Origin of the sequence: Plantactinospora sp. WMMB334, from assembly GCF_049179095.1 — a bacterium.
Lineage (GTDB): Bacteria > Actinomycetota > Actinomycetes > Mycobacteriales > Micromonosporaceae > Plantactinospora.
Genome location: NZ_JBMHME010000002.1, coordinates 1,955,284 through 1,968,734 on the forward strand (window position 1 = coordinate 1,955,284; position 13,451 = coordinate 1,968,734).

Below are 13,451 nucleotides of genomic sequence, written 5' to 3' on the forward strand. Positions count from 1 at the left end.
ACTGTCAGCGACGGTCCTGACGGTGCCGACCGCTGCCGCACGCGCCCCGACGCCTCCATCCTGAAGCCCAGCCCATCGGGCCTTGCCGATGGACGCTTGAGGAGGAGACACCGTATGGAACCGAGGAGCACCGTTCCGCGCGGTCGCCTGCGCGGGTTGACGATCGCCGTCGGCGTGACCACGCTCATCGCCGCACTGCTGGTGGGACCCGCGAACGCGGCCCCGTCGGACGCCGCCCCGTCGGACGCGGCGCTGACCGGACCCGCGGTCGACCGGGGAATACCCGGCGCGGCGCTGGAGACCATCGCCTCGGCCTATCGTGAGGCGCACCCCGAGATGTCGCCCGCGGCGGCGCGGGCCGCCGCCGCAGAGCAGACCAGGCGCAGACAACTGCTCAGCAAGATCACCCAGGACCCGGCGACCTTCGGCGGCGCGTGGTTCGACCCGCCGTCGGGCGTACTGCACGTCGCGGTGACGACCACGGCCGCCGGGTCCGCCACTGCCGCACTCGGCCGGGACCTCGGCATCCGCGTGCAGACCCGCCTCGTCGGTCGCAGCCTCGCCGAGCTCGAGCGCTCGGCGGACGCGTTGCGCGTCGGTACGGACGCCCTCGGCGCCGCCGCCGACGGCAACGTGGGCATCGACGTCAAGGAGAACCGCGTCGTGGTCGCCGTGCCGGCGCGACGGATGGCCGCGCTGCGGTCCGTGCCGTCGGCGGACGGCGTGACGGTGGTGGCGCGGAGCACCGTGCGGGACGTGCCGGACGTCTGCACCTCGCGCAGCAACTGCGACGACAGCCTCCGGGCCGGACTCATTCTCGCGCCGTCAGGCTGCTCGCTCGGCTGGATGGCGCACGACACCCGTACGCCCTCCGTGCGGTGGCTCATGACCGCCGGCCACTGCTCCACCGGCGTCGGGGTCACCTGGTCGACCGCCGGCACGAACATCGGAACGCTGCGCGGCGCCACGAACAGCGGGCGGGTCGACGTGTCCTTCATCGAGGTCACCAACCCCACCTACGCCAACGACAGCATCGGCCGACTCTACTCGCACACCTCGGCCAACCGGTTCGTCCGGCTCAACGGTGCCGCGACGTCGATGGCGCAGTTCGTGGTGGGCGAGACGGCGTGCCTGGCCGCGAACGCCACCGACCTGACCGGGACGAACCGCTGCGGCGTGATCGGGTCGGTCAGCGACGCGCAGCGGCGCGGCATGGTGCGCGTCGACAACGAGGACGCCTGCGGCGGCGACAGCGGCGGCGGGTGGTACGAGCTCAACGCCGACGGCACCCGGATCGCGCTCGGCATGCACAGCAGCAGCTCCCAGAGCTGCCACGACGAGAGCGGGCATTCCAACTTCACTCCGCTGCCCGCGATCGGCAGCATCTCGGTCGACGTCTGAATCCCGGTCGACGCTGCGTGAGGGGGCGGCGCGGGTCCGTCGGGGTGACCCGGCGGATCCGCGCCGTACGGCGATGCCATCGGGCGGCGGAGGGTCCGCCGGGTTACCGTTGCGGCATGTCCGGGGAGACGTGGACCGTGATCCTGGTCCTGGGTGGCATCGTGGCCGTCGCCACGCTGGTCGGGGCCGTCGTGCTCGCGGTGCGGGTGCTGCGCACGCGCAAGCTGCTCGGCGAGCTGGGTGCCGGCGGCAAGGTGGCGTTCTACGGCGCGTTGATCTACACGGTGCTGCCGGTTGACGTGCTGCCCGATCCGATCTACCTCGACGACATGGGCGTCCTGGCCGGCGCGCTGCTCTACCTGACCCGGCTGGTCCACCAGCGTCGGGCGGCCCGCGCCGGGTCGGTGCACCGCGGGCCCGGTGGCGACGCGCGGCCGCTGCCGCCGAGCCGACAGGGTCGGGCGCCTACCGGACGATGACGGGGGAGCGGGACCATCTGCCGGCTGGACGGGGCACGCCCCGGGCAGCGGGGCGGCTCAGCACCTTTCCTCCTGCGCTCTGATCTCGAACGGGATGCTCTGCGTCTGTACCCCGTCCGACGCCCAGAGCACCGCGGGGTACGTCCCGACCGGCAGCGGCGGGGCGTACACGTTGACGGCGGTGTTGATCCGGATGGACCCTCCGGGCGTGCGCGGGTTCGATCCGGGCGCGAGGGGTGGGAAGGTCTGGATGTCCGAGCCCGGGGGCAGGCTGTGCACGCCGGCCTCGATCTCGGTTGACCAGGTCCCGACGATCACGACATAGACCAGGCTCCACCGGCCGAGGGTGGTCTGCGTGCAGAGTGTCTGGCCGCCTTCCAGCAGCGGCGTCAGCTTCCAGGTCGCCTGCTCGGCAGCCCGGTCCGCCGCTGCGCCGGCGGTCACGGTGGTGGTTCCGGCGGCCGCCGGGCCGGCCGGCGTGGCCGGACCGCCCGCCGCGGCGGCCGGAAGGGCGCCCAGTAACGTAGCCGCCAGTGCGGTTGCCAGGCAGAGGGCCGACGGTGCGCCAAGCCGGATCGATCTCACCACTGACCTCCTCGAACGATCGTGTGGCACGAGGGCCCGTCGTCCGCGCCACCGCACCTGCGCCCGCCACGGTAGGCGGCAGTTCTCAGACGATCACGGTAGGCGGCAGTTCTCAGAGGACGTCTGATTCACGTACTTCGTCGGTTATGTGGGTTTAGCCGTATCGCCAGGTTGGGGTGGTTTCGGCGGTGAGGCGTTTGGCGAGGTTGTCGATCATGGCGAGGGTGATCATGCTGGCGGAGTTGTCGGGTCGTGCTTCGTAGTCGCGTGCGAGCCGGCGGTGGTGCATGAGCCATCCCAGGGTGCGTTCGACGACCCAACGCCGTTTGACGACGCTGAATCCTTTGGCCTGTGGGTCCTTGGTGACGGTCTCGACGTCGATGCCGAGTTGGGCGCCGTGTTCGACGACGCGGTTCTTGAAGCCGGCGTCGACCCAGGTCTTGGTCAGGGTGGGGTAGGCGGTGGTGGCCTGGTCGAGTAGGTCGATGCCGATGGTGTTGTCGCTGGCGCTGGCGGCGGTGACGACCACCGCCAGTAGGAGACCGAGGGTGTCGGTGATGATGCCGCGTTTGCGGCCTACGATCTTCTTTCCGGCGTCGGTGCCCTGTGTGGACAGTGGGACGTTGGTGGAGGTCTTTACGCTCTGGCTGTCCATGATGGATGCGGTGGGGTGGATGGTGCGGCCGTGGTGGTCGCGTACGAGGCCGGTGAGGTTGTAGTTCAGTTCGGTGAGGATGCCTTCCTTGCTCCAGGCGGCGAAGTAGCCGTAGACGGTGGCGTGGGGCGGGAAGTCGTGGGGCAGGTAGCGCCAGGCGATGCCGGTGCGGTTGACGTACAGGATGGCGTTGAAGATCTCGCGTAGGTCGTGGGTGGGCGTGCGGCCGCCGATGCCGGCGTCGGTGCGGGCCTGGCGCCAGGCGGTGAGGCGGGGTGCGATCAGGGCCCAGCGGGCGTCGGACAGGTCGGATGGGTAGGCTCGCCGTGCGGTCATGGTGCGGTCGTACGCTGTCTGGAGGCCGGCTCGGCGGACGTTATGTCCGCTGATTGCGGGCGTAAGCGAATCAGACAGGATCGCAGGGTGAAACGCGTCGATTCCGGCCAGAGCAGAGCTGGATCGGATGCGTTCATTCCAGGTCAGGTCCGGCATTTGTGTCACCGAGGCCGAGATGCGAATCGGGCACTACTGACGCGAACGCGAAACAAACGTCCAGTCAGACGATGTTGAGAAGGTGCGCCATCGGGCGCTCAGTGCCCGCGGAACGCCTCCGCCAGCCACCACGAGCCGCCGTCATCGGTGATCTTGGCGTCGAGCACCAGCGGCCGATCCTTCGGCCCGGTGAGCCAGTCCCGCAGCGGCGCCAGATCGTCGACGCCGCGTACGGTCAGCGCGGCGCAGCCGTAGCCCCGGGCGATCGCGCCGAGGTCGGTGTCGGGGAACCGGACCAGGTCCAGCGGATGGCCGTCCGGTCCGAAGTGGTGCACCTCGGCGCCGTACGCCGCGTCGTCGTAGACCACCACGAGCAGCGGCAGGCCGAGCCGGGCGGCGGTGACGAGTTCGGCCGCCGACATCAGGAAACCGCCGTCGCCGAGCGCCGCCACGGTGAGCCGGTCCGGCCGGGCAACGGCGGCGCCGAGCGCGCTGGCCAGCCCCAGTCCGACCGACTGGAACGCCTGGGTGAAGCAGAATCCGGCCACGTCGGGCACGGAGAGGAACATCGACGGGTAGCCCATGAAGTTGCCGGAGTCGACCACCACGGTCCGCTCGGCCGGCAGCAGGTCGTCCAGGGCGATGCTCAGCGTACGCGGATCGATCCGGCCGCCGCCGCCCGCGTCCGGATAGGCGACGTCCCGCCAGCGTCCCTGCTCGACGATCCGTCGCCGCAGCTCCGGGGTGCGCTGCGTGCCGACCGGCCGGGCCGCGCCCGGCTCCCGCTCCAGCCGGCGCAGGGCCTGCCGGGCGACGGTGGCGACGTCCCCGCTGACGTGCCGGTCCACCCGGGGGTTCAGTTCGGCCCCGGCCGGCAGGTCGTCGACGGCCACCACCGTCGCCGACGGGGAGATCAGCCTGCCGTGCCGGGTCGTCCACATGTTCAGCGAGCTGCCCCAGGCGACGACCAGGTCGGCTTCGCCGACGAGTTCGGCGGCGAGCGGGGTGGCGAACCCGCCGCAGACGTCGAGATACCACGGGTGGCCGGCGAAGAGGCCCCTGGCGGCGGCCGAGACCGCCAGCAGCGCGGCGCACCCGTCGGCGAGCCGGGTCAGCGGCTCCCGGGCCGCCCGGGCGCCGCGGCCGGCGACGAAGACCGGGCGGTGGGCCGTGCGCAGCGCCTCGACCAGCGGCCTGACGTCGGGGGTCGGCCCGGCGGGAGCCGGCTCGTCGGCGCGGACCGGCTCGGTGAGGGGCGGCCGGGGCGCGTGCGGGCCGGTCCAGGCCGGCACCTCGCGGGCCTGGACGTCCAGTGGCAGCCCCAGCACCACGGTCCGGCCCAGGGCCGCCGTCCGGTAGGCGTGCGCGACGTCCGCCGCGACGTGCTCCGGGCGTACGGGTCGGTAGTCGACGCCGAGCGCGGTCGCGGCGTGCGGCAGGTCGATGAAGAAGTTGGACCGGGGCGCGGTGGCCTCCGGCGCCAGCACCAGCATCGGGGTACGGCTCTTCGCCGCCTCGACGATCCCGGTCAGCGCGTTGGTCACCCCCGGTCCCTGGTGCACCGAGAGCACCCCGACCGAGCCGGAGGTGCGGGCGTACCCGTCCGCCATGCTCGCCGCGCCGCCCTCGTGCGCGGCGGCCACGAACCGGGCCCCCGAGGCAACGAGCGCGTTGGTGGCGTGGAAGTTGCCGCTGCCGACCACCCCGAAGACGTGTCGCACCCCGCACGCCGCGAGCACCCGGCCGACGACCTCGGCGGCCCTCATCCCCGGGACGCCCGCGTGCACGCCCACCGCGACGTCCGCCATCACCGCTCGACGAGGGCGAGGACCCGGCACGGGCTGCCGGAGCCTCGCACGATCGGCAGCGGGCCGGCGATCACCACCGCACCGGTCGGCGGAAGCTGCGCCAGGTTGCGGAGCTGGGTGAGGCCGTATCTGTCGGCGCCGAGCAGAAAGGAGTGGCAGGGGAAGGGCGGGTCGAACGAGTGCGCGCCGCCCGCGTCGGTGCCGACCGTCTCGACGCCGACGCCCTGGATCGGGGACTCCTCGGCGAGCCACTTCGCGCAGGCGGGGGAGATGCCGGGGGTACGGCCGGCGTTGGCGTAGTGCTGCGCGTCGTCCCCGTACACGTCCCAGCCGGTCCGGTAGAGCAGCCAGCCGCCGGCCGGCAGTGGGCCGTGCGTGGCCTCCCAGGCCCGGACGTGTTCGATTTCCAGCAGGAAGTCGGGGTCGGCGGCGGCCTCGGCGGCGTGGTCGAGCACCACCGCCGGGGCGACGAGCCGGCGCGCCGGCACCTGCGACACGTCGTCGCCGTGCTGCCCGCTCACCCAGTGCACCGGCGCGTCGAAGTGGGTGCCGGTGTGCTCGCCGGTGGTGAAGTTGTTCCAGTACCAGGCCGGACCGCGCTCGTCGTACCGGCTGATCTCGGCCAGCCCGAAGGGCGCGGTCTGGCCGAACGGCTCGGGCAGGGTCAGGATCGGCGTCTGCGCCGAGAGCGGGGCGGTGAGGTCGACGACCTCGACCCGGCCGGTGGCGAGCGCGGCAACGAGATCTCGCAGCACGGTCATGCCGGGAACCTACCGGAGTTTCCCGCGTCGGGGACCACGCGATCGGGTCGGCGGAACTGCCCGCCCGGTCCGGCGGACCCACCTCGGGCGGGACGGCCGGACCGGCGCGGTGGTGGGACGGGGTGGTACGCGGTCAGCTCCGGTACGACGGTCAGTTCCAGTACGACGAGTAGACCTGGGGCACCCCGCAGTAGCCGGTCGGCCGGGCCCCGGTCAGCGAATCGCGGCAGACCTGCACGACGAGGGTGTCGACGCCGATCGACGGCGTGCTCGGGGCCAGCCGGAAGGTGAACTTCAGGATGTCGTTGTCCACCTTCTCCACCGCCCGCGCGATCAGCCGGCCGTTGCCGTAGGCGTAGAAGGTGACGTGGCTGTAGAGGCCGTCGTCGTCGCAGACCGGGCCGGGGTCACGCTCGTACGGGCGGTCGGCGACGGTGCCGGTGACGCTCACCGAGCCGAGCCCGGGAGGCGCGGTGACCGGGAACCAATCGAGGGTCCCTTCGCTGACGCCGTAGCGACAGCTGTCGCCGCTGTCGGCGGCGAACCGTTGCGGTGCGACCTGCTGCGGTGCGAACTGCTGCGGTGCGAGATCGGTGCGGTCTGCCACGGCGGCCCCGGCGGGGGCGGAGAGGACGGTGCCGAGGGCGAGCAGCGCGGTGGCGAGGACGACCGCCGAGCGGCGGATCGGTCGAGGCATGGCTTCACTCCGATCGGACGGGCGGGGTGGTGGGTGTCGAAAGACATTGTCGCACGTCTATCTGACAACTCCAGGGGCGGCCGACGTCGGATAGCCGGTCGGGTCGTCGGCGCGGTGGCCGCCGGGGATCGCCGCGGCGGCGGCCGGATGTCCACTTGGCGTCATGTCGCCTCTGCGGCACGGCAGGGGTGGTGACCAGCGAGATGGTCCGGCCACAGACTTCCGACTGTCGCCGTCGACGGCGTCCTGGGGAAGCCGAGGGAGCTGGTGCCATGTCGTCTCCGTTGCGCCGTACCGCCGCCGGTCTGGTGGCCGTGCTCGCGTTCGCCGCCGTCGGGCCGCCACCGGCGGCGGCCGCGCCGCCCACGGCCGTACCGCCGCCGACCGGGCCGCCGGCCGTCGCCGGGGGATCCGCGGCCGCCGCGCGGGTCACCCTGATCACCGGCGATGTCGTCGAGGTGTCGCCGGCCGGTGCCGGCCGGTACGCGGCCGCGGTCCGCCCGGCGGCCGGACGCGAACGGATCACCTTCCACACCGTCGAGGTGGACGGCGGGCTGCGGGTCCTGCCCAGCGACGTCGTGCCGTACGTCTCCGCCGGCACCCTCGACGCCGACCTCTTCGACGTCGAGGGGCTGATCGCCGACGGGTACGCGGACAGCGGCGCGACCAGCCTGCCGCTCATCGTCCGCTACCGCCACCCGGCCGCCGCCGCCACGGCCCGCACCCCGGCCGGTACGACCGCCACCCGGCCCCTGACCAGCATCGGCGGCGCCGCGCTCGCGGCCGGCAAGGACTCGCTGGCCGACTTCTGGCGGACGGTCGGCCCGGCGGGTGCGCCCGGTGCGGCCCGCACCGGTGCGGCCGCTGCGCTCGGCGGCGGGATCAGCCGGATCTGGCTGGACGGCCGGGTCCGTCCGGTGCTGGACCGCAGCGTCGCCCAGATCGGTGCCCCGGCCGCCTGGCAGGCGGGCCTCGACGGCACCGGGGTGAAGGTCGCGGTGCTGGACACCGGCGTCGACCAGAGTCACCCGGACCTGGTCGGCAAGGTGGCGCTGGCCCGGAACTTCACCGGCAGCCCGGAGACCACCGACCACCATGGACACGGCACCCACGTGGCGGCGACCGTCGCCGGCACCGGCGCCGCCTCCGGCGGTATCCGCCGAGGTGTCGCCCCCGGCGCCGCCCTGCTCGCCGGCAAGGTGCTCGACGACCAGGGCAGCGGCTACGACTCGTGGATCATCGCCGGGATGGAGTGGGCGGCCGAGCAGGGTGCGGCGGTGGTCAACATGAGCCTCGGCGGCGGGCCGACCGACGGCACCGACCCGCTCAGCGAGGCGGTCGACCGGATCACCGCCGATACCGGCACCCTCTTCGTGGTCGCCGCCGGCAACGAGGGCGCGGACTACAGCGTCGGCACGCCCGGGGCGGCCCCCTCGGCGCTGACCGTCGGCGCGGTGGACCGGGACGAGTCGCTGGCCGACTTCTCCAGCCGGGGTCCGCGGCTCGGCGACGAAGGGCTGAAGCCGGAGATCACCGCCCCGGGCGTGGGCATCGTCGCCGCCCGCGCCACCGGGACCACCATGGGCCGGCCGGTCGACGACCACTACACCGCCGCCTCCGGCACCTCGATGGCGACCCCGCACGTGGCCGGTGCCGCCGCGCTGCTGGCCCAGGCGCACCCGGGCTGGACGGCGGCACGGCTGAAGGACGCGCTGGTCAGCACCGCCCGGAGCAACCCGGAGCTCTCGGTCTTCGCGCAGGGCACCGGGCGGGTGGACGTGGCCCGCGCGGTCGGGCAGCCGGTCCGGGCCAGCGGTCAGCTCGACTTCGGCCTGCACACCGACCCCGCCGCGCCCGCCGGCAGGGCGGCGCCGGTCGGCGAGGTGCTGACCTTCACCAACGACGGGTCGGCGGCGGTCACCCTCACCCTCGGCGTCGAGCTGGAGAATGTCGCCACCGGGGCGACGGCGACCGACGCGGTCACCGCCGGCACCGGCCCGGTCACCGTACCGGCCGGCGGATCGGTGGAGGTACCGGTCACCATCGACCTGAACAAGCTGGATCCGGGAGTCTTCGGCGGCTGGATCACCGCGACCGCCCCGGGCGGCGTGCGGACCACCACGGCGGTGGGGATCGCCCTGGACGGTCCCCGGCACACGGTCACCTTCCGGGCGGTGGGCCGGGACGGCCGACCGGTCACGGTGCCGGTGCTGGCGCTGATGGGTGACAGCAGCCGCTGGGACAACCTCACCTTCCTCTGGGCGGGGGAGACGAGGCGCATCGAGGTGGCCGAGGGCGCGTACCTGCTGCACGCGCTGATCGAGGACGGCGGCGTCCTCGACGAGCAGGCGACCCTGGTCACCGATCCCGAGCTGCGGGTGGACCGGGACGTCGAGGTGCTGCTGGACGCCCGCCGGGGCACGCCGATCCGGATCGAGACGCCGAAGCCGGCCGAGCAGCAGGCGGTGCTGAGCTACTACGTGCACCGGGTGACCGGCACCGGCCGGACGATCAGCCACGGCACCATGCACTTCAGCACCGTGCAACAGGTCAACGTCACCCCGACCCGGAAGCCGACGGGTGGGGCGTACGAGTTCTCCTCCCGCTGGCAACTCGTCGCGCCGATGGTGCGCGCCGAGGTTCCCGGGGTTGCCGGCCCGCTCGACGTCAACCTGACCGGGCAGTCGCCGGCCTACGACGGCACCCGGCGGTTCCGGCTCGTCCACGCCGGTCGGGGCACCCCGGCCGAGCTCGCCAGGGCCGGGGTGCGCGGCGCGGCGGTCCTGATCGAGTCCGGCAACGATCCGGCCGGGGAGGAGGCGCCGAGCGAGAGCGAGGTGACCGCGGCGGCGGCGCAGGCCGGTGCGGCCGTCACCCTGATGGTGCGCCCGGCGGACTGGTCGGCGTGGACGGTGTGGCGACCCACCGGCGACCGGGAACCCATCCCGATGCTGGCGGTGGCGCACGACGACGGCCAGCGGCTCATCGCCCGGGCACACCGGGGCCGGGCCACGCTGGACCTCACCCTCACCACCTCCAGCCCCTATCTCTACGACGTGCAGCACGTGGAACGGAACCGGATCCCGGACCGGGTCGTCTACCGGGTAACGCCGGCCAACTCGGCGCGGATCACCACCCGGTACGCCGACAACGGCGGATTCCCCTGGGCGAAGGAGCAGCGGTTCGGATGGCGCCCCTGGCAGACCTATGCATGGAACGACACGTCCCGGTTCGTGGCAACACCGGAGCAGCGCGAGGAGTGGGTCACCTCCGGCGACTCGGTCTGGCAGCACCGGGTGAGCCACGACTGGCCGTGGAACGACTTCGGCCCGCTGGCGACCGGCATGCTCGAACCGCCGACCAGCTACCGTGCCCGTAGGTCCGGGGAGACCTGGCTCGCCCCGGTCGTCCGCCCGGCCTCCCCGCGTGGGACACCGGAGCTGGTCTCCACCCGCACCGGGGACACCCTGGAGTTGCGGGTCCCGGAGTTCGTCGACGCCGAGGGGCACTACACGATCGGCGAGACGTTCCAGGCCGGTGCCAGGCTGTGGCGCGACGGGAAGCTCCTGGCCGAGCTCTCCGACGCCCGGCAGGACGTCGCCACCACCGGACCGGAGGCCGGCTACCGGCTGGCGCTGACCACCGAGCGCGGTGGCGAGGAGTGGGTCTGGGGCACCCGTACCGAGACGGTGTGGCAGTTCCGCTCCGGACACCAGCCCGGTGACGAGGCCCGGCCGCTGCCGCTGTTGCAGGTCGACTACGCGGCGCCGGTGGACCTGACCGGCCGGGCGGGCGGGCGGCCGCACACCGTCGGGCTGACCGTCCGGCACCAGGACGGCCATCCCGCCGCGCGGGGGACCCGCCTGACCGCCGAGGTCTCCTTCGACGAGGGTGCGAACTGGCGGCCGGTCCGGGTGACCGGGCACGGCAACGCGTACCGGGCCGGCATCCCGGGCGGCAGGGGCACGGTGTCGCTGCGGGTCCGGGCCACCGACCGGTCCGGCAACGCGGTCACCCAGACCGTGATCCGGGCGTACGGCCTGCGCTGAGCGCATCCGGGCGGGACGGTGCCGCGCGCCGTCCCGCCCGACCGACGCCCGCCCTGCCGGACGAGGTGCCGGCTGGGCGTCACAGCCAACCCCGGCGGGCGGCCTGGAACGCCAGCCCGGTGCGGGTGTCCACGCCCGCCAGCGCCATCAACCGTTCCAGCCGGCGCTGCACGGTCCGCCGGCTGACGCCGAGCTGCGACGCGATCGACTTGTCGGGGAAACCGGCGACGAAGAGCGACAGCAGGAACCGCTCCCCGTCGTCCAGGGCGTCGTCGGCCGCCGTCTCCGAGAGTCCACCGCGTTCGGTGTCCCAGCGCAGCGGGGTGGCCCGGTCCCAGTGGCTCTCGAAGAGCGCCAGCAGCGCGTCCAGCAACTCACTGCGTCCGATCAGCGCGGCGGTCGGCTCCCCGACGTCGCGTTCGGCGTCCGGCAGCAGCGGGCAGATCGCGGTCGACCGGTCGGCGATGGCGAGCCGGACCGGCAGCGCCGGCAGGGTCCGGGCCTCCTCGCCGCCGCGTACGCCCTCCGCGACGCTCTCCAACTCGCCGGGGGTTTCCAGCAGCGCCCGCTCGTAGATCGCCCGGTAGCGCACCCCGCGGGCCAGCGCCCCGGACTCCTCGGCGTTCTCCGTGCCGGACATCGCCAGCGGGTTGGCCCGGCAGAACCACAGGATCTCCTCGCGGGCCGAGTCCTGCAGGTCGCGTAGCCGCTCGCGCAGTGCGGAAGAGCCGACCACCACCTCCACCAGATGGTCGGCGTCGCGGCGCCGGGCGCTGGCCCGGTATTCCTCGGTCAGCGCGGCGACCGCCTGCCGGGCGGTCTCCAGCGACTCCTGCCGGCGCAGCAGGGTGTTGCCCAGCGCGACGTCCGGTGGCAGCGGCTCGAAGACCGGGTCCGGGCCGAGGCGCGCCGTGACCAGCCCTTTGCTCCGCAGACCCTCCAGCAGGCCGGCGGCGTCGTCGACCGACACCTCGGCGAGCCGGGCGAGATCGGCGGGTCGGGCCGCGGAGAGGCGCAGCAGCAGCCGGTACGCCTGCTCCTCCTGTGGCCGCAGTAACGCACTGTCGTCGAACATGCCCGTTCCTCCGCACTTTCGTCGCAGACCGGGTGAGCACAGATAAGATCATGATCTACGGTCCGCCCTGCGACGCGGCCTGTCGAGGCCGGCGGCGACCTGGTACGCCGGGCCAACGGATCACGAGGCGCGGAGCAACCGTGGTTGACCTCGACCACGGTTGAGCGCCGATCCTGTCCGCATGACCGCCACCCCGGAACGCGGCCGGCCCCGCGCCGCCGGGACACGGACGCGCCCGGCGGGAGGTCCACTCCGGATCCTGCTCGCCGCCTCCACCCTCACCGTGCTGGCCGGGGCGGTGCTGACGCCGGTCGTCGAGCTGCTCCGGTCGGACCTGGGCATCAGCCCGGGGGCCGCCGGGCTGGTGGTGACCGCGCACGGGCTCTCCCTGGCCCTCGTCGGGCCCTCCGTCGGCCGGGCGGTGGACCGGTGGGGCGTGCGCGGGCCGCTCGCCGCCGGACTGCTCATCTACGGTCTGGCCGGCGGTGCCGGCCTGGTGCTCGACGACTACGTCGCGCTGGTCGCCAGCCGCCTGGTCTTCGGGATCGGTGCCGCCGCCGTCTTCACCGGCACCACCCTCGGGCTGCTCGACCTCGCCGAGGGCGCGGCCCGGGACCGGATGATGGGCTGGCGCACCAGCGCGATCAGCCTCGGCGGCGTGCTCTGGCCACTGCTCGGCGGCGCCCTGGGCACGATCTCCTGGCACGCACCGTTCGCCGTCTACCTCGTCGGGCTCCCGCTCGGGCTGGCCGTTCTCCGGACGCTTCCGCCGAGGAACCCGGTCCGGCCCTCCGGCACCGGTCCGGGAGGCGGGTCCGTCCGGCCCGGACCGCTGCTGCGCGGCCGTCCCGCACTGGTCGGGATCTACGGGCTGCAGGCGGTCAGCGGCACGCTGCTCTACGGCGTGCTGGTCTTCCTGCCGGCGCGTCTCGCGGAGCTCGGCGTCCGGGACAGCTTCCTGGTAGCGCTCTTCAACGCGCTCCTCTCCCTGGTGATGAGCCTGACCGGGCTCCGCTTCGCCCGGCTCCGCGGCCGGCACCACAGCTCGGGACTGCTGGTCTTCGCCTTCGCCGCCTGGACGGCGGCGCTGGTGGTCCTGGCGCTCGGCACCTCACCGATCCTGCTGCTGGTCCTGCCGCCGGTCGTCCTCGGCGCCGGCATGGGCCTGGCCGTGCCCGCCCTGACGGTGCTGCTCGCCGAGCGGGCCCCGGCCGGTCGGCGCGGCCAGGCCACCGCGCTGCTCGGCACGGTCACCTTTGCCAGCCAGTTCGTCGCGCCGCTGGTCTTCGGACCGGTCGAGGCGGTCACCTCGCCGGGTGGCGTGTTCCTGGCCGCCGCCGCCCTCGCCGGGCTGACCCTGGTGGGAGTGCTGGTCGCCGGGGCGCGCTGCGACGCCCCGCACCCCTGGTAGGGCTTGCGGCGGGGCCGGCGCGGACCACGGCACGGGGC

The 13,451-nt window shown here is 73.8% G+C and carries 10 protein-coding genes; 4 read left to right on the plus strand and 6 right to left on the minus strand.

Annotation, left to right across the window (positions count from 1 at the left end):
* Positions 1-114 precede the first annotated feature (114 nt).
* Positions 115-1,401, plus strand: a complete 1,287-nt coding sequence (locus tag ACN27G_RS08385; RefSeq protein WP_421492201.1) for a trypsin-like serine protease — start codon at positions 115-117, stop codon at positions 1,399-1,401.
* A 116-nt stretch (positions 1,402-1,517) separates the two neighbouring features.
* A complete protein-coding gene (locus ACN27G_RS08390) occupies positions 1,518-1,880 on the plus strand; it encodes a hypothetical protein (RefSeq protein WP_421492202.1) in 363 nt (120 codons plus the stop codon).
* Positions 1,881-1,937: 57 nt separating this feature from the next.
* On the opposite strand, the gene ACN27G_RS08395 is transcribed toward ACN27G_RS08390, so the two are convergent.
* The 5 genes from ACN27G_RS08395 to ACN27G_RS08415 form a co-directional block, all read right to left on the minus strand.
* Positions 1,938-2,465, minus strand: a complete 528-nt coding sequence (locus ACN27G_RS08395) for a DUF5980 family protein (protein WP_421492203.1) — start codon at positions 2,463-2,465, stop codon at positions 1,938-1,940.
* Positions 2,466-2,619: 154 nt separating this feature from the next.
* Positions 2,620-3,456, minus strand: a complete 837-nt coding sequence (locus ACN27G_RS08400; protein WP_421497274.1) for an IS5 family transposase — start codon at positions 3,454-3,456, stop codon at positions 2,620-2,622.
* Positions 3,457-3,710: 254 nt separating this feature from the next.
* Positions 3,711-5,420, minus strand: coding sequence for a thiamine pyrophosphate-binding protein (locus tag ACN27G_RS08405; RefSeq protein WP_421492204.1), 1,710 nt, complete (start codon positions 5,418-5,420; stop codon positions 3,711-3,713).
* Positions 5,420-6,181, minus strand: coding sequence for a cyclase family protein (locus tag ACN27G_RS08410; protein WP_421492205.1), 762 nt, complete (start codon positions 6,179-6,181; stop codon positions 5,420-5,422). The genes ACN27G_RS08405 and ACN27G_RS08410 overlap by 1 nt, the downstream gene beginning before the upstream one ends.
* Before the next feature lie 151 nt (positions 6,182-6,332).
* Positions 6,333-6,878, minus strand: a complete 546-nt coding sequence (locus ACN27G_RS08415; protein WP_421492206.1) for a hypothetical protein — start codon at positions 6,876-6,878, stop codon at positions 6,333-6,335.
* 272 nt (positions 6,879-7,150) lie between these two features.
* Here ACN27G_RS08415 and ACN27G_RS08420 point away from each other — a divergent pair, with 272 nt between their 5' ends.
* Positions 7,151-10,927 (plus strand): S8 family serine peptidase, encoded by a 3,777-nt coding sequence (locus tag ACN27G_RS08420; RefSeq protein WP_421492207.1) that lies wholly within the window; start codon positions 7,151-7,153, stop codon positions 10,925-10,927.
* A gap of 79 nt (positions 10,928-11,006) precedes the next feature.
* Here the strand turns inward: ACN27G_RS08420 and ACN27G_RS08425 are convergent, their stop codons facing one another.
* A complete protein-coding gene (locus ACN27G_RS08425; protein ID WP_421492208.1) occupies positions 11,007-12,002 on the minus strand; it encodes a helix-turn-helix domain-containing protein in 996 nt (331 codons plus the stop codon).
* Positions 12,003-12,183: 181 nt separating this feature from the next.
* Here ACN27G_RS08425 and ACN27G_RS08430 point away from each other — a divergent pair, with 181 nt between their 5' ends.
* Entirely contained in the window at positions 12,184-13,413 is a 1,230-nt protein-coding gene (locus ACN27G_RS08430; RefSeq protein WP_421492209.1) for an MFS transporter, read from the plus strand.
* Positions 13,414-13,451 lie beyond the last annotated feature (38 nt).

Bases quoted from the DNA above. Each gene is read 5' to 3' on its own strand.
- ACN27G_RS08415 (WP_421492206.1), bottom strand. From the start codon at position 6,878: ATGCCTCGACCGATCCGCCGCTCGGCGGTCGTCCTCGCCACCGCGCTG.
- ACN27G_RS08430 (WP_421492209.1), top strand. From the start codon at position 12,184: ATGACCGCCACCCCGGAACGCGGCCGGCCCCGCGCCGCCGGGACACGG.
- ACN27G_RS08385 (WP_421492201.1), top strand. From the start codon at position 115: ATGGAACCGAGGAGCACCGTTCCGCGCGGTCGCCTGCGCGGGTTGACG.
- ACN27G_RS08420 (WP_421492207.1), top strand. From the start codon at position 7,151: ATGTCGTCTCCGTTGCGCCGTACCGCCGCCGGTCTGGTGGCCGTGCTC.
- ACN27G_RS08405 (WP_421492204.1), bottom strand. From the start codon at position 5,420: ATGGCGGACGTCGCGGTGGGCGTGCACGCGGGCGTCCCGGGGATGAGG.
- ACN27G_RS08390 (WP_421492202.1), top strand. From the start codon at position 1,518: ATGTCCGGGGAGACGTGGACCGTGATCCTGGTCCTGGGTGGCATCGTG.
- ACN27G_RS08425 (WP_421492208.1), bottom strand. From the start codon at position 12,002: ATGTTCGACGACAGTGCGTTACTGCGGCCACAGGAGGAGCAGGCGTAC.
- ACN27G_RS08410 (WP_421492205.1), bottom strand. From the start codon at position 6,181: ATGACCGTGCTGCGAGATCTCGTTGCCGCGCTCGCCACCGGCCGGGTC.
- ACN27G_RS08400 (WP_421497274.1), bottom strand. From the start codon at position 3,456: ATGACCGCACGGCGAGCCTACCCATCCGACCTGTCCGACGCCCGCTGG.